15 protein-coding genes are annotated in these 23429 nt (G+C 68.4%); 5 read left to right on the top strand and 10 right to left on the bottom strand.

From position 1 onward, the window contains the following. Positions 1-141 precede the first annotated feature (141 nt). Genes arr through osmF form a run of 5 tightly spaced genes read right to left on the bottom strand, consistent with a single transcriptional unit; the run spans position 142 to position 4382 of the window. Positions 142-537, bottom strand: coding sequence for an NAD(+)--rifampin ADP-ribosyltransferase (gene arr / locus BLS50_RS27520; RefSeq protein WP_074805636.1), 396 nt, complete (start codon positions 535-537; stop codon positions 142-144). 32 nt (positions 538-569) lie between these two features. Then, complete coding sequence (locus BLS50_RS27525) at positions 570-1337, bottom strand: ABC transporter permease (RefSeq protein WP_034175156.1); 768 nt, start codon at positions 1335-1337, stop codon at positions 570-572. After that, a complete protein-coding gene (locus BLS50_RS27530) occupies positions 1334-2287 on the bottom strand; it encodes an ABC transporter ATP-binding protein (protein WP_011547042.1) in 954 nt (317 codons plus the stop codon). Before BLS50_RS27530 ends, BLS50_RS27525 begins: the two co-directional genes overlap by 4 nt. Beyond that, positions 2284-3462, bottom strand: coding sequence for an ABC transporter permease (locus BLS50_RS27535; protein WP_074805639.1), 1179 nt, complete (start codon positions 3460-3462; stop codon positions 2284-2286). The genes BLS50_RS27530 and BLS50_RS27535 overlap by 4 nt, the downstream gene beginning before the upstream one ends. Continuing rightward, the gene (osmF, locus tag BLS50_RS27540; protein ID WP_006493662.1) at positions 3459-4382 is read right to left on the bottom strand and encodes a glycine betaine ABC transporter substrate-binding protein OsmF; all 924 of its coding nucleotides are present in this window, start codon (positions 4380-4382) and stop codon (positions 3459-3461) included. The genes BLS50_RS27535 and osmF overlap by 4 nt, the downstream gene beginning before the upstream one ends. A 167-nt stretch (positions 4383-4549) precedes the next feature. Between osmF and BLS50_RS27545 the strand changes: the two genes are divergently transcribed. Then, entirely contained in the window at positions 4550-5479 is a 930-nt protein-coding gene (locus BLS50_RS27545; protein WP_074805643.1) for a 2-hydroxyacid dehydrogenase, read from the top strand. Between the two features lie 21 nt (positions 5480-5500). On the opposite strand, the gene BLS50_RS27550 is transcribed toward BLS50_RS27545, so the two are convergent. Together BLS50_RS27550 and BLS50_RS27555 are read right to left on the bottom strand one after the other, a co-directional pair. After that, positions 5501-5869 (bottom strand): NUDIX hydrolase, encoded by a 369-nt coding sequence (locus BLS50_RS27550; RefSeq protein ID WP_074805646.1) that lies wholly within the window; start codon positions 5867-5869, stop codon positions 5501-5503. Positions 5870-6001: 132 nt separating this feature from the next. Further along, positions 6002-7972, bottom strand: coding sequence for a Xaa-Pro dipeptidyl-peptidase (locus tag BLS50_RS27555; protein ID WP_074805649.1), 1971 nt, complete (start codon positions 7970-7972; stop codon positions 6002-6004). 549 nt (positions 7973-8521) lie between these two features. Here BLS50_RS27555 and BLS50_RS27565 point away from each other — a divergent pair. Next, the gene (locus BLS50_RS27565) at positions 8522-9334 is read left to right on the top strand and encodes a hypothetical protein (RefSeq protein WP_256334182.1); all 813 of its coding nucleotides are present in this window, start codon (positions 8522-8524) and stop codon (positions 9332-9334) included. A gap of 35 nt (positions 9335-9369) precedes the next feature. Here the strand turns inward: BLS50_RS27565 and BLS50_RS27570 are convergent, their stop codons facing one another. Next, positions 9370-10638, bottom strand: a complete 1269-nt coding sequence (locus BLS50_RS27570) for a lipoprotein-releasing ABC transporter permease subunit (RefSeq protein ID WP_080486929.1) — start codon at positions 10636-10638, stop codon at positions 9370-9372. 89 nt (positions 10639-10727) lie between these two features. Here BLS50_RS27570 and BLS50_RS27575 point away from each other — a divergent pair, with 89 nt between their 5' ends. The 3 genes from BLS50_RS27575 to pbpC all read left to right on the top strand — a co-directional run bounded on the left by BLS50_RS27575 (position 10728) and on the right by pbpC (position 20571). Then, positions 10728-11780 (top strand): RNA-guided endonuclease InsQ/TnpB family protein, encoded by a 1053-nt coding sequence (locus tag BLS50_RS27575; RefSeq protein ID WP_074806763.1) that lies wholly within the window; start codon positions 10728-10730, stop codon positions 11778-11780. 313 nt (positions 11781-12093) lie between these two features. Continuing rightward, entirely contained in the window at positions 12094-18096 is a 6003-nt protein-coding gene (locus BLS50_RS27580; RefSeq protein ID WP_074805659.1) for an alpha-2-macroglobulin family protein, read from the top strand. A gap of 45 nt (positions 18097-18141) precedes the next feature. Beyond that, entirely contained in the window at positions 18142-20571 is a 2430-nt protein-coding gene (pbpC, locus tag BLS50_RS27585) for a penicillin-binding protein 1C (protein WP_074805661.1), read from the top strand. Positions 20572-20595: 24 nt separating this feature from the next. Here pbpC and BLS50_RS27590 read toward each other — a convergent pair whose 3' ends face one another. After that, positions 20596-22002 (bottom strand): methyl-accepting chemotaxis protein, encoded by a 1407-nt coding sequence (locus BLS50_RS27590; RefSeq protein ID WP_074805664.1) that lies wholly within the window; start codon positions 22000-22002, stop codon positions 20596-20598. A 250-nt stretch (positions 22003-22252) separates the two neighbouring features. Then, positions 22253-23323, bottom strand: a complete 1071-nt coding sequence (locus tag BLS50_RS27595) for a porin (RefSeq protein ID WP_012339490.1) — start codon at positions 23321-23323, stop codon at positions 22253-22255. Positions 23324-23429 lie beyond the last annotated feature (106 nt).

Raw genomic sequence — 23429 nt, forward strand, 5'->3', positions numbered from 1 at the left:
ACACGCATCGGAGTCCGGATGAACCGGGCGCTTCCGTCCTTTCCTGCGATTCGCCCGCGGTATCGCGGAAATGTCGTCGGCACGCGTGTCCGATTCCGGCGGCAGTTCGGGCCCGATTTGCGAATCGGCGCGAAAGGAACGCTAGTTGATGATCTCGCCGATACCGGTTTCGATGCGGATTCTGAGCTGCTCGATGAACGCCGGATCGTACGGTTCCCAGCTATCGAGTTCGCCGACGATCTTCAAAGGCGATGTGCTTCGATACGATCGCGTCGGATTGCCGGGGAATTTCTTGTCCGTGACGTTCGGGTCGTTTTCGAATTCGCCGGTGGGCTCGACGACGTAGAGCCGCGGCCGACCATCGCCTTTGGCCATTTCCGCAGCCAGGCCGGCGCCTTTGGGCAGGGCCGTGAAGTAAATGTGATTCATCACGACGTCATCCCGGTAGTTCGATCGGAAGCCTGCCGTCAGCAAGTCGCCGATCCGCAAATCCGCTTTCGTGCCATGAAAAAACGGGCCGGTGTCGAGAACAGCCATGGTTGCTCCTTCGAAAAATTGCGTGACGGCTTCTACGCGCGCCGCGCGCTCGCCGCCCGCGCAATCGCGCCGATCGCATCGCTGACGAGCACCGCGAGCAAGCCGACGATCACGCCGCCTTGCAGCACGAATGCGGTGTTCGACGTCTGCAGGCCCGCGATGATCACGTCGCCGAGCCCGCGCGCGGCCACCGTCGAGCCGATCGTCGCGGTGCCGAGATTGATCACGACCGCGAGGCGGATGCCGTTGACGATCACCGGGAACGCGAGCGGCAGCTCGACGGACACCAGTTGCTGCCAGCCGCTCATCCCCATCCCGCGCGCGGCGTCGACGACGTCGCGCGGCACGTCCTCGAGCCCCGCGATCGTGCTTTCGAAAATCGGCAGGAGCCCGTACAGCACGAGCGCGATCAGCACCGGCTTCAAGCCGAAGCCGACGGCCGGCACGGCGAGCGCGAGCACGGCGACCGGCGGGAAGGTCTGGCCGATATCGACGACGCTGCGCGCGACCGGCAGGAAATCCGCGCCGAACGGCCGCGTGACCGCGATGCCGGCCGCGACCGCGACGATCGTGCCGATCAGGCTCGACAGCGCAACCGTGCCGAGATGCGCGAGCGTGAGATCGAGCAGGCTCGCGCGATCGTAGATCACCGGCGCGCCGTTGTCGGCGAACGGCGCGAACAGACCCTGCAGCCACGCGGGGCGCAACAGCAGCACGAGCAGCAGCGCGAGCGCGGCCGCGCGGGCGACGTACGCGGGAAGTGACGACTGCTTGAACTGCACGCTGCCGCGGGTCGTCATGCGGGCTTCCTCGCGTGTGCGCGGATCGCGTCGAGCGTGATGCGGCGGGGGCCGCGTGCGTTGGGCGTGCCGTTGGCCGTATCGTCCACGGGCAGCGCATCGACACCACGCCACAACAATTCGGACACCGCATCGCGCAGCGTGCGCGTCGCGGCGATCGGTTCGCCATCGACGTGGCCGGCTTCGGCCACGGTGTCGATCGGCGTCAGCGCGAGCAGGCGCAGCGGCCGGTCGACGCCCGCGACGAGCTGTTCGACCACACCCGGTGCCGGCCCGCCGAGAATCTCGGCCGGCGACGCGACCTGCAGCAGCCGCCCGCCGTCCATCACCGCGATCGTGTCGCCGAGCTTCAGCGCTTCCTCGATATCGTGCGTGACGATCACGACCGTGATGCCGAGGCGGCGCTGCAGCGCGAACAGGTCGTCCTGCGCCTTGTTGCGGATGATCGGATCGAGCGCGCCGAACGGTTCGTCCATCAGCAGGATCGCGGGCTCGGCGGCGAGTGCGCGCGCCACGCCGACACGCTGCTGCTGGCCACCCGACAGTTCGTGCGGCAGCTTGCCCGCGAACTCGGCCGGCGCGAGGTGGAACAGGTCGAGCAGTTCGTTCACGCGCGCGTCGATGCGCTCGGCCGGCCAGCCGAGCAGGCGCGGCACGGTCGCGATGTTGCGCGCGACGCTCCAGTGCGGAAACAGCCCGTGCCCCTGGATCGCGTAGCCGATACCGCGCCGCAATTGCTCGGGCGCGACGGTCGCCGTATCGACGCCATCGATGCGGATCGTGCCGCTGGTCGGCGCGATCAGCCGGTTGATCATGCGCAGGAGTGTCGACTTGCCGCTGCCCGATGCGCCGACGAGCGCGGTGATCGTGCCGCGCTGCACCGTCAGCGATACGTCGTCGACGGCGAGCGCGTCGCCGAAGCGTTTGCCGACCCGTTCGATCTCGATCATCCTGCACGCCCTTTCGCGAGCGACGTCGCGGCTTCGAACACGACCGCAGACGCCAGTGCGAGCGCGATCGTCGGGATCGCGCCGAGCAGCACGAGATCGGCGGCCGATTGCCCGATCCCCTGGAAGATGAAGGTGCCGAACCCGCCGCCGCCGATCAGCGCGGCTACCGCGGTCAGGCCGATGTTCTGCACGAGCACGATGCGCACGCCGCTCAGGATCACCGGCAGCGCGAGCACGAGATCGACGCGCAGCAGCCGCTGCATGCGCGTCATGCCCATCGCGCGGGCCGCCTCGGTCACGTGCGGCGGCACCTGTTCGAGCCCGACCACGACGCTCGATGCGATCGGCAGCAGCGAATACAGGAACAGCGCGAGCACGGCCGGCGCGACGCCGATCCCGCGAATGCCGAGCGCGGCCGCAAGCGGCACGTGCGCGGCGAGCAGGCCGAGCGGCGCCATCATCAGCCCGTACATCGCGATGCTGGGGATCGTCTGCACGATATTGAGCACGGGCATCGCGACGGTGCGCACCGCCGCGATGCGCGCGCAGGCGATGCCGAGCGGCACGCCCGCGACGAGCGCGGCGGCGACCGAGCCGCCCGCGAGCGACACGTGACGGATCGCTTCGCGCCAGAAATCGTCGCTGCGCACCGCGTATTCGCGCATCACGGAGAGGCCGTCCCACCAGCCGCTCGCGAGCGGCACGGAAACCGCTGCTATCGCGACGGCGAGCGCGGCGAGGCGCCGCCACGGGCCGAACGCGAGGCGCGCGAGTGCGTCGGCGATCAGCACGGCCCACGCGAACAGCAGCAGCCAGACGCCGGCATCGGGCGACACGCGGGCCAGCATGTCGTCGGGCGCGACGACATGCGTCGCGGCCGCGCCGACCGCATACGCGAGCGTCGCGAGCCCCGCGCAGCCGGCCGCGAGCCGCCACGCGGGGCGGCTCGCCGTCATCGCCCATAGCGCGCCGACGGTCCATAGCGCGGCGAGTGCGGCGCCCTGCATCGGCGGCAGCGCGGCGAACACCGACAGCCCGGTGCCGGCCGCGATCCGGTTCGGCCGCAGCACCGCGAACGACAGGCCGAACACGGCGACGATCGTCAGGATGCCGATCAGGATGCCGACCTTGTCGAGCGTGACGCGCCGCGCGGACGCGGCCGCGCGCTCCGTCATTTCACGAAACCCTTCGCTTTCAGGTAGCTTTTCGCGACGCCGGCCGCCGGCTCGCCGTTGAGCTGGATGCGGGCGTTCAGCGATTGCAGCGTCTTCAGGTCGAGGCTCGCGAACACGGGCTTGAGCAAGTCGGCGATCTGCGGATGCGCTTTCAGCGCGGCTTCGCGAATCACCGGCGCCGGCGCGTAGACGGGCTGCACGTGCTTGTCGTCGTCGAGCACCGCGAGGCCGCTCGATGCGATGCCGCCGTCGGTGCCGTAGACCATCGCGGCGTTCACGCCGTCGGTCTGGTTCGCGGCGGCCTTGATCGTCGCGGCCGTGTCGCCGCCGGACAGCACGACGAGCTGCTCGGGCTTCAGCTTGAAGCCGTACGCTTTCTCGAACGACGGCAGCGCCGACGCGCTGTTCACGAATTCGGCCGAGGCCGCGAGCTTCACCTTGCCGCCGCCGGCCACCCACTTGCCGAAATCGGAGAAGGTCTTCAGGTGCTGCGACTGCGCGACGGGCGCGAGCAGCGCGACGCCCCACGTGTTGTTCGCGGGCGCCGGGGCGAGCCACACGAGATGGTTCGCCGCGTAGTCGAGTTTTTTCGCGGTGTCGTAGCCCTGGCTCGCGTTCTTCCACACCGGGTCGTCGGCCTTGTTGAAGAAGAATGCGGCGTTGCCCGTGTATTCGGGGTAGACGTCGATCTCGCCGCTCGTGAGCGCCTTGCGCACGATCGGCGTCGTGCCGAGCGCGATCTTTTCGGTGACGGGAATGCCGTGGGCCTTCAGCACCTGTGAAATGAGGTTGCCGAGCAGGTTGCCTTCGGTGTCGATCTTCGACGACACCACGACGGGCGTGTCGGCGTGTGCGCCGGGCGCCACGATGGCGGCGGCGAACGCGAGGCCCAGGATCCGGGCGGGCAGGGCGAGCTTCATCGGGGCCAATCTCCAGGACGGGGGCGTACGCCGAAAGTTACTTGACTGAGCCGGCTTTGGCAAACCGCGTGCGGCGGCGTGTCCACAGCCGGTGTGGGGATAACCCGCATCCGTCATGCGGGCTTGTTACACTGAAATTCGTTCCCCGCCTGCGGACATTTGCTGACATGAAGCCCGAGCTGCTGGTCCTCATCGCACTGCGCGGCGACGCGCATCGCGAGATCGCCGCGTCGTTCGACGTGCGTTATGCTCAGACGCCCGATGCGCGCGAACGCGCGATCGCCGAACACGGCGGCACGATTCGCGCGGTGCTGACCAACGGCAGCACCGGGCTGACCGCCGCCGAGATCGACCGGCTGCCGCAGCTCACGTTCGTCAGCGCGCTCGGCGCGGGCTACGAGCACATCGATGTCGCGCACGCGAAGGCGCGCGGCATCACCGTGGTCACGGGCGCCGGCACCAACGACGATTGCGTCGCCGATCACGCGTTCGCGCTGCTGCTCGCGGCGGTGCGCAACGTCGTGCAGCTCGATGCGAAGACCCGTGCGGGCGTGTGGCGCGACGGGCTGTCGATGCCGCCGAACGTGTCGGGCAAGAACCTCGGCATCGTCGGGCTCGGCAAGATCGGCGAGAAGTGCGCGCGCCGCGCGGCCGGCTTCGACATCGAGATCGGTTATCACAACCGCTCGGAGAAGCCCGTGCCGTACCGCTATTTCGACCGGGTCGACGCGCTCGCGCAGTGGGCCGATTTCCTGATCGTCGCGACACCGGGCGGCGCGGGCACGCGGCACCTGATCGATCGCACCGTGCTCGATGCGCTCGGCCCGGGCGGCTTTCTCGTCAACGTGTCGCGCGGCAGTGTTGTCGATACCGCTGCTTTGGCAGACGCGCTGCGCGAAGAGCGCATCGCGGGCGCGGGGCTCGACGTGTACGAAGGGGAACCGGAGCCGCCGCGTGCGCTGACCGATCTCGACAGCGTCGTGCTCACGCCGCACATGGGCGGCTGGTCGCCCGAGGCGCTCGATCGCTCGGTGCGGCAGTTTCTCGACAACGCAGCGCGGCATTTCACGGGGCAGCCGGTGTTGACGCCGGTGTGAGCGCCGGGCGGCGGCGTCGAATCAGTCCGTCTGCCTGCAGAATGCCCAGTAGAAATCCGGCAGGTTCGCCGGCTTGGCGGCATCGAGGTCGATCCAGCCGAACTGGTGGTGCTCGTCGCTCAGCACGATTTCACGGCGATCGACCTCGCACTGGAAGCACACGATCAGGACGCGCTTGCCCGGCACGACCTCGCACGAACGGCTGCCCACGTAGCGGATCGCCGATGCGACGATTCCGCATTCCTCCTGCACTTCGCGGGTGACGGCGTCTTCGAGCGATTCGCCCGCTTCGGGCCAGCCGCCCGGCAGCTCCCACTCGTCGCGGGGATTGCGCAGGAACAGGACGGAACGGCCATCGCGGACGATGGCTTTGGCGCTGAGGGGAATCATCGGGGCTCACCGTAGGCATTCGATTGCCGCAGCCTAGCGCAGGTGCTCCCTTCTTGCAGCGATCCCCCGCCCACATCGACTGGCATGCAGGCGGGGGGCGGCGCCGCCGCTACGACGGCCGCCGGCGCACGACTACGCGCCCGTCGACGGCGAAGCCAGCGGTACCGTCACCGACGTGCCGGCCGGATCGAGCGTCAGGCCCGTGCCGGGCGTCGGCCGCAGCGTCGCCTCGTAGTCGCTGGAGAGGACGACGAGCCCGAGTCGGTGCCCGGCCTCCAGCTTGTAGTCGCGCGGCATGAAGGTCAGCTTCAGGTCGTACGGCATGCCGGGCAGCACGGGTTGCGACACCCACTCGGACAGCCGGTTGCGCGGGTCGGTCCATGCGCGCGTGACGATCGTCGCCGTGCCGTCCGGCGCGCGGTCGACCAGCAAGGCCGTCACGTTCGCGACGCCCGTGAAGGTCAGCCTGACGCGAGCGGTCGCGGCGCCGGACAGGCGTGCCGCGGCCGTCAGCGGGGCCGTTTCGAAGCGGCTGCGGTTTTCGCCGGTCGCCGTGTTCGCCAGCGTGAGCGCGGGAATGCGCGCATCGTCGGTGAAGCGAGCGAGCGGGCCGCCGCTCGGCAGCCGCAGCAACGTGCCGGTGCCGGCGCCGTCGCCGCCCGCGAAGTACGTGACCGGCGTCGCGTGGCGCGCGGCCCAGTCCGCTTCCTTCAGCAGCGTGCCGTCCGCCTGCGCGACCACCGCGCGCGGATCCTGCTCGACGCCGTTGTCGAAGCCGATCAGGTAGCGCGTGAACCAGCGGTTCACCTCCGCGGTCCACGCGTCGGCCATTCCCGGCACGCGGGTCGGATCGGTGTGCTTCAGCCGATGCAGCCACAGCTGGGTCGGCACGCCCTGGCGTCGCATCGCCAGATACCACGACGTCGACTGATCGACGCGCACGTTGTCGTCGGTGAGACCCTGCGCGACGAGCGCCGGCGCGACCGCGAACGCGGTCGGAATGTCGCGCGCGGCCCAGAACGGCGAATAGTCGCCGGTCTTGCGGTCTTCCTGTTGCAGCGCTTCGTCGATCAGGTGCGTGCAGCGCTCCGGATGCGCGTTGGTCAGCAGCGCCTTGATGTACACGTCGACATCCTCGCCCTGATAGCCTTCCGGCGCACGCACGAGGCCGCCCGAGCGGTAGTAGCCATACATGTTCGACAGCCCGGCGATCGGCACGATCGCGTCGAGCCCGCGCGTGCGCAGGCTCGCGACCATCTTCGGCAGCGTGCCGTCGTACGACACCCCGTACATGCCGACGTGGCCGGTCGACCAGTTCGCGACGACCGTCTTGCCGTTCGCGTCCTTCGCGGTCGCGTCGCGGCCGAGCCAGCGGATCACCGACGCCATCGCCACCGATTCGTCGCGCGTCAGGATCGTCGGGCAGCCGTCCGAGCCGGCGGTGCCGAGCGAATCCGCGTAGACGATCGTGAAGCCGCGCGGCACGAAGTAGCTTTCGATCCACGAGCGGCCGGCGGCGGCCGCCTCGACCTGCTGCAGCATCCGCGATTGCGGCGCGGCGGCCAGGATGCGGGTGGATGCCGATGCCGCGGCACCGGCGGTCGCGGCCGGATGCGGCGTGCCGTCGAGTTCGACGTCGACGTCGTGATTGGGGCTGTCGGCGAGCCCGGCGTAATACGGGCTCGCGAGCACGATGACGGGCGTGCGCGCGCCGTTCGCGGTTTCGGACGGCCGCACGATGCGCACGTGGATGCGGTCGCGCGTGCCGTCGCCGTCGGAATCGACCGGCGTGTCGACCCACGCGTTCTCCTCGATCGTGCCGCCCGACAGCGATGGCTGCACCTGGCCGTTGCTGATCACCGGCTTGTAGCGTCCGCCGCTCGCCGGGTTCGCGTACGGCACGCCCGACGGCGAAAAGCGCGACGCGAGCGATTGCGCACCGGCTGTATCGGCCGCCGCGGCGGCCCCCTCCTGTTGGCCCTGCGCGAGCGCTGACACGCCCGCCACGCTGCCGCCGTCGTCGCCGCCGCACGCGGCGAGCGTCGCGGCCGCCACGAGCGCGGGCAGCCATGCGCGCCGCACTCCGGTTCGATGAATGTTCATTGAATCGACCTCGTCTCTTGTGTTTGTCTGGAACCGGCCGGCTCGCGATACGCCCCCTGCGGCCTGGCCGGGTGCTGCGTCGGATGAAGCGGAACTGCACCATCAAAAACGGCGGGCGAGATGGATGAGCGTCTCGCCCGGTGCCGGTGCGCGTCCGGCGGCGCGCATCCGGCCGGCGTCGAGGCGAACGCGTCGCCCCGAACGGAAATCGTCAGTGCGGCGGTGCGCTACGAATGCAGGACTGCGAATCAAATGCGGGCATGCCCGGGCTTCCTTCAGGGTTCGGATGAAACGGAACGGCGCGATGCGATGAGGCGGGAGTGTTGCGAACGGCGGTGCTGCAACGGCAGGAAAGCGCGACGCGAGTCGGCACGCTGGCCGGATTGCTTTCCGGAAGCTTGCGCAAAAGTTATCTCAGTGAAATGTCTGTGTCAAACTTTTTTAGTTCGAGTCAAACAAAGTTTCGACGCGTGTGTGACATGCGCGCTCAACTTCCCGGCAATCCGTCCGTAAACAATGAAAAACACGCTTAAAACGAGAGAGAGGGCAATGACGATTACGGTCACGGCGGCGGGCGGCCTTACGCTCGCACAAATGGCACAGGCGGCGCTCGACGGGCGCCAGACGACGGACACGACGGCGTCCGGCGCACCGCAAGACGAACCGATCAGCATCCGGGCAATCGATCCGCAAGCGCAGCAGGCGGCAATGACGAAACAGTTGTCGATGGTGGGCGACCTGTCGATGAAGCTGCGCGGCGTGACCGACGCGCTCGCGACGAGCCTGCAGGACCTCGTCGCGAAGCGGCCGGATCTGGCCGATGCGCAGTTCGACTTCGCGACAGACGCCGGCCGGATCAAGGTCGTGTCGAAGACGATGACGGACAGCGATCGCGCATGGATCGAGTCGACGCTGAATTCGAACGCCGGCCTCGTGCTCGCGACGCGCGATTTTCACGAGCAGGCCGTCGATATCGCCGCGCAGGGTGCGGCCGTGCGCGGCGACACGTTCACGGACAGCGATCGCGCGGCGGCAAGCCAGGGCGCCGACGCGCGCTTTCACTTCATGAGCCTGCTCAACCAATCGGTCGCGGAGAACCCGCCGCCCGTGCCGCCCGGCGGGCACTTCACCACGCAGGACGGCACGACGCTGACGATCGAGCCGTCGGCCGGCACCGCGCGCGGCACGCTCGCGTTGCTGGACGCCGCGCGCCAGCTATCGTCGGGCGCGGCGATCTTCGTCGACTCGTCCGGCAACAAGTCCTATGGCATGCGCACGGAGCTCGTCAACGTCGGCTTCGACGTGCTCGCCGGCTACACGCCGGACGGCGGCAACAGCGTCGGCTTCCACGAGATCGCGTAACGCCGCGCCATTCGCGCCAATCGTGCCGATCGCGCCTACTCGTCGCGCAGCGCCTCGGCCGGCCGCACCCGCGCGGCGCGCCAGCTCGGGTACAGCGTCGCGACGCACGACATCAGGAACGCGGCCGACGCGATCTCGATCACGTCGATTGCCGACAGCTTCGACGGCAGCGAGCTGAGGAAGTACACGGACGGCGTCAGGAAACGGATGCCGAGCAACTGCTCGACCGCCGGCAGCACCACCGGGATGCTCACCGCGATCGCGCAGCCGAGCGCGACGCCTGCCAGCGTGCCGGCGAGCCCGATCGCCATCCCCTGGATCGCGAAGATCTTCATGATCGAGCGGGGCGGCGCGCCGAGCGTGCGCAGGATCGCGATGTCGCCCTGCTTCTGCGTGACCGTCATCACGAGCGACGACACGAGGTTGAACGCGGCGACCGCGACGATCAGCATCAGGATCAGCGACAGCATCCGTTTCTGCAGCCGCTCGGCTTCGAACCACGTGCGGTTCTGCCGCGTCCAGTCGCGCAGGTACAGGTTGCCCGACAGCGTGCGCGACAGCGCGAGCGCGATCTCGGGCGCGCGCTGCAGATCGTCGATGCGCAACCGGATGCCGGTCGGCGCGTTCACGTTGGACAGTTGCTGCGCGTCGCGGATATGGATGTACGCGAGCGCGCTGTCGTACTGGTAGTGGCCTGACTCGAACGTACCGACCACGTTGAACTGGCGGAACCGCGGCATCGCGTCGCCCAGGCGCGCGGTGTTGCCGGGTGCGAAGAACGTGATGCGGTCGCCGATCTTCACGTGCAGCGCGTCCGCAAGCGCGGCGCCGAGCACGATGCCCATCTCGCCCGGCACGAGCGCGTCGAGGCGTCCGGTCTTCAGCTTGCGCGCGATCTCGGACACGCGCGGCTCGAGCACGGGATCGATGCCGCGCAGCGCGACGCCCGTCACGTTGCCCGCGTTCGTCAGCAGCGCCTGCGCGTCGACATAGGGCGCGACGGCACGCACCGCCGCATTCTGTAACGATTCGTGCGCGGTCAGCCGCCAGTCGGGCATCGCGCCGGACGGCGAGAAGATTTCCACGTGTGCGAGCACCGACAGCATCCGGTCGCGCACCTCGGTGCGAAAGCCGTTCATCACCGACAGCACGACGATCAGCGCGGCCACGCCGAGCGCGATGCCGGCCATCGCGGCGCCGGCGATGAACGACACGAAGCCGTCGCCGGCCGAGCGCCGGCCGCCGCGCGCGTAGCGCAGCCCGATCTGCCATTCGAACGGGAGTTTCAAGCGGTTTCCTTTCATCAGTTGCTCCTTTCCTCCCCGTCCTTCAGGGCGGGGAGGAAAGGAGCGCTGCTGTTTGCCAGCGGCATTCCACCGTTAAAATGGCCGGCATGATCCTTGTCTATCGCTACCGCGTGAAGTCGCTCAACGGACTGCTTAACAAGCAGAGCCGCGCGGTGAACTACGTCTGGAACTTCTGCAACGACACGCAGAAGCACGCGCTCAAGTGGGGCAAGAAATGGCCGACGGGATTCGACCTGAACGTGCTGACGACCGGCAGCAGCAAGGAACTCGGTATTCACTCCGGCACGGTCAACGCGACGTGCGAGCAATACGCGAAGTCGCGCAGCCAGCACCGTCGCCCGTACCTGCGTTATCGCGGCAGAAAATCGCTGGGCTGGGTGCCGCTGAAGGGCCGTGACTTGAAGCGCGAAGGCGACGCGTTTCGCTTTGCCGGCAACTCCTTTCGCGTGTTCACCAGCCGACCGCTTCCCGAAGGCAAGATCAAGGATGGGACCAACTTTGCGCAGGATGCACGCGGCAACTGGTTTCTCAATATCGTGATCGAGATGCCCGATGTGCAGGCCCGCCCGGTTCGTTCCGGTGTGGGCATCGATCTCGGCCTGAAAGACTTCGCCACACTTTCGACCGGAGAGAAGCTGCCCAATGACCAGTTCGGTCGACGAGCGGCCGAGAAGCTGGCGAAAGCGCAACGGGCGCGAAAGCACAAGCGGCATATCGCGAAGCTGCATGCCAAGGTCGCGAATGCCCGTGCCGATTTCCAGCACAAGCTCGCGCTCGATCTGGTGCGGCGCTTCGATTACATCGCGGTTGGCAACGTGTCGGCCGCAAAACTCGCCAGAACCAGGATGGCGAAGAGCGTCTACGACGCATCCTGGTCGTCCTTCCGAAACAAGCTCCGTTACAAGGCGATGGCGCACGGGGCCACGTTCGAGGAAGTCGACGAAAGCGGTTCTACCCAGTCCTGTTCGGCGTGCGGGTCGCAAGACAGCACGGCGCGGCCGAAAGGTATTGCGGGACTGAGAATAAGAGAGTGGGCCTGCAGTGACTGTGGTGTCGTGCATGATCGAGATATCAACGCTGCGCTGAACATTCTCCGATGCGGACGTGCATCGCCAGGTGTGGGAATCCTCTCCCTTTAGGGAGAGGGGGACGTCAATTCGATTCGATCCTGCCGAGCCGGGCATTCTAGCGAACGCGGCGCCGCCATGTGCAGAGATCGGGCGGTGGACCCGGGAACCCGTGGAAATCCGCCCGACCGGCCGGTCGTCGGCCGGCGTTGCGCGCCGGCACACCGCTGTTTCCATCGTTTCGGGTCTGATCGATAATGGCGCGCAGCATCCGGTCGAACATACCAAGTATTCACGGCGCAACCGGGCCGCGCCGTCACAGACCCATAACGATTCGGGGAAGGTTGCCGCTGGGGCAGCATGTCCTTGACAAGGAAATAACAAAATGGATTTGCTGCGCTTCCTGCTGCTCCTGCCGATTCGCGTGGCGGGCTTCGTCTGGTGGCTGCTCGGCTGTGCGTTGCGGCCGCTGGTCGGCGACGTGTCGTGGACGGCGCCCGCATGGATGGGCGTCACCGCCGCGGCCGTGCGTCGCCGCCCGTGGCATGCCGGCGGCCTCGTGCTGCTCGCGGCCGCGCTCGGTTACGGCGGCTATTGGTTCAAGCATCGCCCGAAGCCGCCCGAGCCCGAAACCGTCGGCTTCACCGTGAAGGCGCCGGCGATCACGACCTACGAGGTCGACGACACCGACAAGCCGAAGATCACCGTGCACCCGCTGGAAGTGGCGTTCTCGCAATCGGCCGCGCCGATCGAGCAGGTCGGCAAGCCGGCCGGCGACGGCATCGAGATGACGCCCGCGCTGAAGGGCGCGTGGGAGTGGGCCGACGACAAGACGCTGCGCTTCACGCCGGCGGCCGACTGGCCGGTCGGCGCACACGTGGAGGTGCGCTTCGCCGTGCATCGGGTGTTCGCGCCGCAGGTGACGATGCACGACGACCGTTTCGCGTTCGACGTGCCGGCGTTCGCCGCGGCGTTCGGCGACAGCCAGTTCTACCAGAACCCCGACAATCCGGCGGAGAAGCAGGCATTGCTGCAGTTGCGCTTCAACTACCCGGTCGATCCGGCCGAGTTCGAGAAGCGCATCGGCCTCGTGCTGGTCGGCCGCGACGGCAAGACCGTGTCGCCGCTGCGCTACACGGTCAACTACGACAAGATGAAGACGAGCGCGTGGGTCTACTCGCAGCCGCTCGAGATTCCGCGCGATCCGCTCGCGGTGCGGCTCGACGTCGACAAGGGCGTGAAGAGCGCGCGCGGCGGCAACGGCACGCCGGACGTGCTGCACGCGTCGGTCGGCGTGCCGGGGCTGTACAGCCTGTCGATCGGCAATATCGCGCCGACGCTGGTCGACAACGAGCGCTACGAGCCCGAACAGGTGCTCGTCGCGGAAACCTCCGACGGCGTGCGCGGCGCCGAGCTCGCCGCACGCGCGAAGGCGTGGGTGCTGCCCAAGCGCAAGCCGGGCGTCGAGCAGGCGGACGACGATCCGCCGTACGAATGGAACGTGGCCGACATCAGCGACGCGGTGCTGAAGCAGTCGAAGCCGCTGCCGCTCGACGTCGTGCCGACCGAGAACGATTTCGCGACGCTGCAGAGCTTCAAGTACCACGCGACGCCGGGCGAGCGCGTCGTCGTGCGCTTCGAGGGCGACCTGAAGTCCGCGGGCGGCTACCGGCTCGGCGCGCCGGTGACGAACGCCTTCACGGTGCCCGATTATCCGAAGCTGCTGCGCTTCATGGCCGACGGCTCGCTGCTGTCGATGAGCGGCAGCAAGCGGCTGTCGGTCGTGTCGCGCAATCTGCCGGGCATGAAGGTCGAGATCGGCCGCGTGCTGCCCGACCAGATCCAGCATCTCGTGAGCTTCAACAACGGCACGTACGCGCGGCCCGAGCTGTCGTATTCGTTCAGCGAGGATCACATCGTCGAGCGCTTCGTGCAGACCCGTGCGTTCCCGGCCGGCGATCCCGGCCGGGCACATTACGAAGGCATCGACCTCGGCCAGTACCTGAAGGACGGCAAGCGCGGCGTGTTCCTGCTGCATCTGTCGAAGTACGATCCGGCGGCCGAGAAGAAGAAAACCGACGACGCGAAGGATGGCGATTCGGCATCGGATGACGGCAGCCAGGATCAGTCCGACAACGCCGATTCCGGCGACAGCAGCGGCAACGGCGACGACGGCGACAACACGCTCGGCGACACCCGCCTGATCGTCGTGACCGATCTCGGGATGCTGGTCAAGAAGGCGCTGGATGGCAGCCAGGACGTGTTCATCCAGTCGGTCCGCACGGGCCGCCCGGTTGCGGGCGCAACCGTGTCGGTGCTCGCGGTGAACGGCCAGGCGCTGTTCACACAGACGACCAGCGCCTACGGCGTCGTGCATTTCCCCGCGTTCAAGGGGCTCGACCGCGAGAAGCGTCCGCAGTTGTACGTCGTGAAGAAGGACACCGACCTGTCGTTCCTGCCGGTGGCCGGCCGCGACCGCCAGCTCGACTTCTCGCGCTTCGACGTCGACGGCGAGCGCAACGCGACGGGCCAGGGGCAATTGTCCGCTTACCTGTTCTCGGATCGTGGGCTGTACCGGCCCGGCGATCCGTTCCACATCGGCCTGATCGTGCGCGCGGCCAGCTGGGCGCGCAGCCCGGCCGGCGTGCCGCTGCAGGCGGAGATCGTCGACCCGCGCGGGATGACCGTCGAGCGCAAGCCGGTAACCGTCGACGCGACGGGTTTCACCGAGCTCGGCTACACGACCGCCGAAACGGCGCCGACCGGGACGTGGACGGTCAACCTGTATATCGTCAAGGACGGCCAGCCGGGCGCCGAGCCGATCGGCAGCACGACGGTGCAGGTGAAGGAATTCCTGCCTGACCGGATGAAGGTCGACGCGAAGCTGTCGCAGCAGGTCGTCGAAGGGTGGGTGAAGCCGAAGGGGCTGAAGGGCCTCGTCGATGCGCAGAACCTGTTCGGCACGCCGGCCGAGAAACGCCGCGTCGCGGCGACGCTGACGCTGCGCCCCGTGTGGCCGTCGTTCCGCAGCTGGCAGGGTTATCACTTCTTCGACGCACGCCGCGCGAAGGAGGGCTATACGTCCACGTTGCAGGACGGCACGACCGACGACAAGGGCCATGCCGAGTTCGATCTCGATCTCGACAAGTACGCGGACGCGACCTATCAGCTCTACTTCCAGGCGAAGGCGTACGAAGCGGAAGGCGGGCGCAACGTCGCCGCGAACGCGCAGACGCTCGTGTCGAACAACGACTGGCTCGTCGGCTACAAGTCGGTCGACGATCTCGGCTACGTGAAGCGCGGCAGCCCGCGCACGGTGCGGCTCGTCGCGATCGACCCGGGCGCGAAGGCGATCGACGTGAAGGACCTGCGCGCGCAGCTGGTCGAGCAGCGTTACGTGTCGGTGCTGACCAGGCAGGATTCCGGTGCATACAAATACGATTCGCGGCTGAAGGAAGTGCCGGTCGACGACAAGCCGCTGTCGATTCCCGCAGCCGGGCTCGACTACGCGCTGCGCACCGACAAGCCGGGCAGCTATGCGCTCGTGATCCGCCGCGCGGATGGCGCGGCGGTGAACCGGATCGAGTATTCGGTCACGGGCGCCGCGAACGTCACGCGTTCGCTCGACCGCAACGCGGAGCTGCAGGTGAGCCTCGCGAAGCACGACTTCAAGCCGGGCGAGCAGGTGGAAATCGCGATCCGTGCGCCGTATGCGGGTAGCGGCCTGATCACGATCGAGCGCGACAAGGTGTATGCGCATGCGTGGTTCCATGCGGACACGACGAGTTCCATCCAGCACATCACGGTGCCGGCCGGCTTCGAAGGCAACGGCTACATCAACGTGCAGTACATCCGCGATCCGTCGTCGGACGAGATCTTCATGAGCCCGCTGAGCTACGGCGTCGTGCCGTTCTCGGTGAACCTCGACGCGCGCCGCAACACGGTGAGCGTCGATGCGCCGGCGCTCGTGAAGCCGGGCGATACCGTCAACTTCACCGTGCATTCGGCGAAGCCCGCGAAGGTCGTCGTGTTCGCGGTCGACGAGGGTATTCTGCAGGTCGCGCGCTACAAGCTCGGCGATCCGCTGAAGTTCTTCTTCCGCAAGCGGATGCTCGAAGTGGGCACGTCGCAGATCCTCGACCTGATCCTGCCGGACTTCGAGAAGCTGATGGCGATGGCCGCGCCCGGCGGCGACGCCGACGACGCGATCGGCCGCCAGTTGAACCCGTTCAAGCGCAAGCGCGACAAGCCGGTCGTCTACTGGTCGGGGATCGTCGACGTGAACGGCGACACGCGCCTGAGCTACACGGTGCCCGACTACTTCAACGGGAAGCTGCGCGTGATGGCCGTGTCGGTGTCGCCGGATCTGGTCGGCACGTTCGAAGGCGCGACGACGGTGCGCGGCGATTTCGTGCTGTCGCCGAACGTGCCGACGACGCTCGCGCCGGGTGACGAGGCCGACGTCAGCGTTGGCGTCGCGAACAACCTGACGGGCGTCGGCAACCAGCCGGTGCCGGTCGCGGTCACGCTGAAGACGGGCCCGCAGTTGCAGGTGATCGGGCCGGCGACGCAGAACGTCGTGCTCGCGCCGCAGCACGAAGGCGTCGCGCTGTTCCGCGTGAAGGCGACCGACACGCTCGGCTCGGGCGCGCTGTCGTTCGGCGCGCGCTACGGCGCGAAGGGCGCGCAGCAGCGTGTCGACGTGTCGGTGCGGCCGGCCGCCGCGTTCCGCACGCAGCTCGACATCGCGCGGCTCGACCCGGGCAAGAAGGCCGGCGTGCCGAACCTGCGGTCGATGTACGACGCATACGCGTCGCGCGACGCGAGCATTTCGACCGCGCCGCTGGTGCTGTCCGAAGGGCTGTCGTCGTATCTCGTCAACTTCGAGCACGCCTGCAGCGAGCAGATGGTGAGCGCGGCCGTGCCACGCATGTTCGCGGCGAAATGGCTGTCGGTGCGCGCGCTGACGAGCGCGATGCATGCGCCCGAGGCCGGCGTCGACGCGGCCAATGCGAGCGCGATCGCGCAGTTCCTCGGCGTGCTGCGCAGCCGGCAGAACGCACAGGGCGGCTTCGGCCTGTGGAGCGCGACGCCCGATGCCGATCCGTTCGTGTCCGCGTATGCGATGCACGTGTTGCTCGACGCGCGCGACCGTGGCGTCGCGGTGCCGAAGGACATGCTCGATGCGGGCAATGCGTACTTGCAGCGGCTCGCCGCGAACGATTCGCTCGGCTCGCTCGATCTGCTGCGGCAGCGCGCGTACGCGGTGTACCTGCTGACGCGCCAGGGCAACGTGACGACCAACAGCCTCGCGGCCGTGCAGAAGCGGCTGCAGGCGGCCTATCCGAACGAATGGCGCAACGATCTCGCGGCCGCGTGGCTCGCCGCGTCGTATCAGTTGCTCAAGCAGGACAAGGAGGCCGCCGCGCTGATCGCGGGCCCGCAGGCGTTGCTCGAACGCAAGCGCGCGTCCGACGGCGACTATTCGGCCGGCTACTACATCGACCCGCTGACGCGCGACGCGAGCGTGCTGTACCTGCTCGCGAAGCACTTCCCCGAGCGCGTGCGCAAGCTGTCGCCGCGTGCGATGGACAACCTCGCCGCGCCGCTCGTCGACAACCGCTACAACACGCTGTCGTCGGCGATGACGATTCTCGCGCTCGACGCGTACGCGGCATCGAACGCGGGCCAGCTCGACCAGCTTGCGATCAACGAAGTGCGCGCGGGCGCCGCGCCGAAGGACGTGTCGTCGATCCAGGCGAACCTGGTGCGCTCGGGTACGTGGTCGGCCGGCGCATCGCGGGTCGACTTCGTGAACGGCAGCATGTTGCCGGCGTGGTGGGTCGCGAGCCAGTCGGGCTACGACCGCGGCACGTCGACGAAGGCGATCCGGAACGGGCTGGAGATCGTGCGCGACTACACGGATACCGACGGCAAGCCGCTCGCGAGGATCGCGCTCGGCCAGGAGATCGACGTGCACCTGAAGATCCGCGCGACCGGTTCGGCGAACATCGGCAACGTCGCGATCGTCGACTTGCTGCCGGGCGGCTTCGATCCGGTGATCGCACCGCCGCCCGCGACCGATACGCAGGAGGGGGACGGCAACGGCGACGGCAGTGCGTCGGCGCCGGTGGCCGATGCGCCGTGGCATTCGCCGATCGGCGTGAAGGGCTCGACGTGGCAGCCGCAGTTCGCCGATATCCGCGAGGATCGCGTGGTGATCTACGGCACCGCGACGACCGACGTGCGCGAGTTCGTCTACCGGATCAAGGCGAGCAACGCGGGCCGCTTCGTTGCGCCGCCGGCCTACGGCGAATCGATGTACGACCGCCGCGTGCAGGCGCAGGCGCCGGGCGGCACGGCGCTGACGGTGGAGCGCGTGCGATGACGAGGCGGTTTCCTTCGCGTTGCACGTCGCCAGGAGCGGCCGCGCGTGGCTGACGCATCCCTGCTCCGGCGCGGGCTGCACGGCGCCGGCCGCTGGCTGCATCGCTGGCAGAACTGGCTCGCGGGCGCGTTGCTCGTGTTCGGCGCGCTGGCCGCGTGCCGGCTGTGGCCGCATCCGCCGCTGCGCGACTGGAAACCGTCGTCCGTCGCGGTGACGGACGCGCAGGGCCGACTGCTGCGCCTGACGCTCGCGAAGGACGATCGCTACCGGCTGTGGGTGCCGCTCGACCGGATGTCGCCGCAACTCGTCGAAGCGGTGATGCTGCACGAGGACCGCTGGTTCCGGTGGCATCCGGGTTTCAATCCGTACGGGCTCTTGCGCGGCGCGTGGATCACCTACGTGCGCGGCGGCAATCCGCAGGGCGGCTCGACGCTGACGATGCAGCTCGCGCGCTCGCTGTGGAAGCTGAACACGCGCACGCCGGCCGGCAAGCTCGAACAGGTCGCGCGCGCGGTGCAGCTCGAACTGTTCTACTCGAAGCGGCAGATTCTCGAAGCGTATCTGAACGACGCGCCGTACGGCCGCAACGTCGAAGGCGCGGGCACCGCGAGCGTCGTCTATTTCGACCGGATGCCGGACGCGCTGACGCTGCCCGAAGCGCTCGCGCTCGCGGTGATTCCGCAGGACCCGGCGCGGCGCGTGCGCGGCGGGCAGGACGCGATCAACCGGGCGCTGGCCGCGTCGCGCAACCGGCTGTATGCGCGCTGGCTGACGAAGCATCCGGGCGATGCGTCGCTCGCGCCGTTGTTCGCATTGCCGCTCGCGATGCGGCCGCTGTCCGCGCTGCCGTTCGACGCGCCGCATGCGGTCGGCCAGGCGCTCGCCGCGCGCAGCGCGTGGCGCACGATGCCGGGCGCCACGGCGGCCGATGGCGATCACGATGACGGCAGCGATGGCGGCGCGCGGCTCGTGACGACCGTCGATCTCGACCTGCAACGCACGCTCGAACGGCAGATTTCACGCTACGTCGCGCGCAACGATACGCGCGGCGTGCGCAACGCGGCGGCCATCCTCGTCGATACGCGCGACATGGGCGTGAAGGCGCTGGTCGGCTCCGCGAACTTCTTCGACCGGACGATCGACGGGCAGGTGAACGGCACGCTCGCGCGGCGCTCGCCGGGCTCGACGCTCAAGCCGTTCATCTATGCGCTAGGCTTCGATCAGGGCGTGCTGCATCCGCAGACCGTGCTGCGCGACGTGCCGACTTCGTTCGGCCCTTACGCGCCGGAGAATTTCGACGGCCATTTCCTCGGGCCGATCACCGCGACCGACGCGCTGAACCGCAGCCGCAACGTGCCGGCCGTGTGGGTCGCATCGCAGCTCAAGTCGCCGGACCTGTACCGCTTCCTGCAGGACGCCGGCGTGCGCCGGCTCGCGAGCGCGCAGCACTACGGGCTCGCGCTCGTGCTCGGCGGCGGCGAAGTGACGATGCAGGATCTCGCGGCGCTCTACGCGATGCTCGCGAATCGCGGCGAGTTCCGGCCGCTGCGGCTGCGCGCGGACGAGCCCGCGCTGCCCGGCCGGCGCTTGCTGAGCGCCGAAGCGAGCTACATGACGATGGACATGCTGCGCCAGCACCTGCGCCCCGACGAGACGAGCGGCGCGCAGCCGTCGAGCGTGCCCGTGTACTGGAAGACCGGCACGTCATGGTCGTTCCGCGATGCGTGGACGGCCGGCGTGTTCGGTCCGTACGTGCTGGTCGTGTGGGTCGGCAACTTCGACAATTCGACCAATACGGCGTTCGTCGGGGTCGATGCGGCCGCGCCGCTGTTCTTTCAGGTCGTCGATGCGATGAATGCGGAACGTACGCTCGTCGAGCCGCCGCGCGCGCTGCCGCCGAACCTGAAGCGCGTGCGGGTCTGTCTCGCGAGCGGCGACCTGCCGAACGAATGGTGTCCGCAGCAGGGCTGGACGTGGTTCATTCCGGGCACGTCGCCGATTCGCGTGAGCACCGTGCATCGGCCCGTCGTGATCGACGACGCGACGGGGAAGGCCGCGTGCCCGCCGTACGACGGCAAGCGCACGCATACGGAAGTCTTCGAGTTCTGGCCGTCGGACTTGCAGCAGGTGTTCGCGCAGGCCGGCATTCCGCGCCGGCGGCCGCCGCAGAATGCGGCGTGTCGCGATGCCGGGCAGGTCGAAGGCGACCCGCCGCGCATCACGTCGCCGCTGCGCGGCAGCACGTATGCGATGCGCGTGAAGACCACCGACGAAACGCGCATTGCGTTCAACGCGACTGCCGATGCGAGCGCGCATGCGCTGTACTGGTTCGTCAACGACGCGTACGTCGGCCGCAGCGCGCCGGGCGACGCGCTGTTCTGGCAGCCGCGCACGGCCGGCAGCTATACGGTGCGGGTGGTCGACGATCACGGCCGCAGCGACCAGCGCCCGCTGGGCGTGGGGCTGGAGCAGTAAGGCGCGCGGCCCGCGCGCGCCGGTTCAAACGCTGTAGCCGATCCGCAGCACGCCCCATGGCCGTCCGCCGACGACGATCGGCGCGGACACGTCCTTCATCAGGGCGAACTGGCCGTTGCCCATGTCGCGCCGATAGGTCTGCAACAGGAACGGCTTGTCATGCGCCACGGACATGCGCGCGGTCCGGTCCGTGTAGATCCGGCGATTCCGGCAATTCGCCGCGTTCCACGCGGCGTCCGAGCGCTGAGGCAGCGAGAACTTGCGGTTGTGGGTCGGCAGGTAGCACTGCCGGTCGAAGCTCGCGCAATAGACGACGCGTGCGTCGACGTCGAGCACCGGCTCCTGGATGGCGGGCAGCACGCGATCGGTAAACGCCGTGAAGCGCGTCATGAACTGCTGCGGGTCGGTGCCGGGAATCGGTTCGTAGTGCGTGTCGAAGAGCGCGTCGAGCGTGATGTCGCCGCGGCCGACCGCGTCCTCGAAGAGTTTGCTGATTGCGGCGGCCGTGCTTCGCGCGGTGTCGATCAGGCGCGTGTCGGGCGATTCGATGCCGGTCGCGGCGGTGAGCTCGATCAGCGTCTCGGAGACGGAGAGCAGATTGCCGAGCCGGTCCTTGGCCTGCGAGAAATTGTCGGCCGAGTTCTCGACGCCGGACGCCATCTCGCCCACCTGTTCGTCGAGACGATGGCACTGCGCCTCGATCTCGTCCGTCAGCGATGCGATCTGTTCGGCCTCGCCGGCCAGCTCGGTGATCGCGTGCCCGGTCGCGTGCACGACCTCGCCGATCGTGCGCGTGCCCTCGCGCACGCGATGCGCGCGGGCGGCGTTGTCGGTGCCTTCCGCGAGCAGGTGCTCGGTCTGCTCGGCGAGCCGTGCGAGCGTCGTCTCGATCTGGGCCGTCGCCTGCCCGGTTTTCGCGGACAGGTTCTTGACCTCGGCCGCGACGACCGCGAAGCTGCGACCCGACTCGCCGGCGCGCGCGGCCTCGATCGCGGCGTTCAGCGCGAGCAGGTGGGTCTGGCGCGCGATGACGGAGATTTCCTCGGACACGGTCCGCACGTGGTCGAGCGCATCGCGCAGCGCGCCCATCTGGTCGCTGATCGTGGTGACGCCCTCGACGAGGCCGTGAATGTCCGCGAGCGATGCCTCGATCGTCTGCTGCGACTGCCGCACCGCATTCGACGCATTGGCGCTGACGTCGCGCACCTGCTGCGCGGCCTCGGCGATCCGGTGGTTGCCGCGCAGCGTGAGGGCGGCCGATTCGCGCAGCGTGTGGCACACCTCAGCCTGTCGGGCGACCCGGGCCGCGACTTCCTCGACGTGGCCCGACACGTCGCAGATCTCGATGCCGAGCTTGCCGGCCTGCTCGGCGATGTCGCCGACGAGCGCGCGCGATGAACGGCGGCCGCGGCCGATTCCGAAGAAGTTCACGTTGGTGGGTCTCCTTGAGGGCACGCGCGTCGGGTTCCCGGCGGATGTTGGGCGTGCGTTCCTGACTTGACGGCCGCACGGCCGCAGACTTGAGGTCGGGTAAACATCGAGATCGGTGCGCGGGACGGACTGAGAAGCGCCGGGCAAGGGCGCGTTCGCACCACGTTTGCGCGACGTTTCCGGGGCGGCTGCGCGGCGATGCGGAGCCGGACGGGCGGCCTGTCGCGGCCGTCCGTCCGCAGGCGCTGCGTCAGAACACGTGGTGGATGCCGGCATTGACGCCGACCGTCGTGCCCGGCAACCCGTACAGCGCGCCGCCGGTGATGCCGAGGCCGGTATTCATCGCGCCGTGGTTGTTGACCACGCCGACCTGCGCATACAGGCCGGTTCGCTTCGACAGGCTGTAGTCGGCGCCGATCGCGGCCAGCAGCGAATGATTGTGCGAATCGTTGCGGTCGGTCGTGTACCACGCGCCGGTGTTCAGGTCGAGGGCCGGCGTGACGCGATAGTCGAGGCCGGCGCTATACACGTTGTTGCTGAACGAGCCGGCGACCTTGTAGCTCGTGAACGATGCCTTGCCGGTCACCGGCCCGAACGTGTAGGCAGTGCCGATCGTGCGGCCGACGAACGCGACCGTGCTCGCAACCGGCGTCGGCGACGTGCCGCCGTTGCCGTCGTAGAGTGCCGCGTTGAGCATGAAACCGCCGTTCGTATAGGTGAGGCTGCCGGAATACTGGCGCCCCGCCTGGAAGTCGCCGGCCTTGCCGCCGAAGCCGAACATCGCGCTGGCCGTCAGCCCGGCGATCGTCGGGCTCGTGTACGAAATCGCGTTCGGGTTGAAGAGGCCGGTGACGAGCACGTTGTCCACATACGGCACCAGCGCGGCGCCGAAGTGCGAGACGTTGCGCGGGTCCGATCCGAGGATCGCCAGCACGAACGGCGAGAACTGCAGGCCGACCTTCGTTTCGCCGAAGCCGCCGTCGATCCCGACCCACGCCTGGCGGCCGAAGAAGTTGCCGTTCGAATGGCCGAACGCGCCGTCCGTGATGTTGAAGCCGCTTTCCAGCTTGAATCTCGCGTGCAGCCCGCCGCCGAGATCCTCGGTGCCCGTGATGCCGAAGTTGGTCGGCGTCATGCCCGTGTCGGTCAGCGCGAACTGGCGGCCGGCGTTGCCGCCGGTGGCCGAATCGAGCGATCGGTTCGTATAGAGCAATGCGGCGTCGAGATCGCCGTACAGCGTGACGCTGCTCTGCGCGAAGCTGCTCGTGCTGGCGGCCGCGCCGAGCAGCGCCGCGCACATCGTCCATGTCCTGCTCTTCATCGTCTGTCTCCGTTTTGTGAGTGTTGTAATACGCATGACTAATTAAAAATGCAGTGGCGGAAGCGTTACGAGCCGCCTGCATGCCGTGCCGTCGGGGGCCGCACGG

The sequence above is a fragment of the Burkholderia orbicola genome, assembly GCF_900100915.1.
In the GTDB taxonomy this organism is placed as follows: domain Bacteria; phylum Pseudomonadota; class Gammaproteobacteria; order Burkholderiales; family Burkholderiaceae; genus Burkholderia; species Burkholderia orbicola.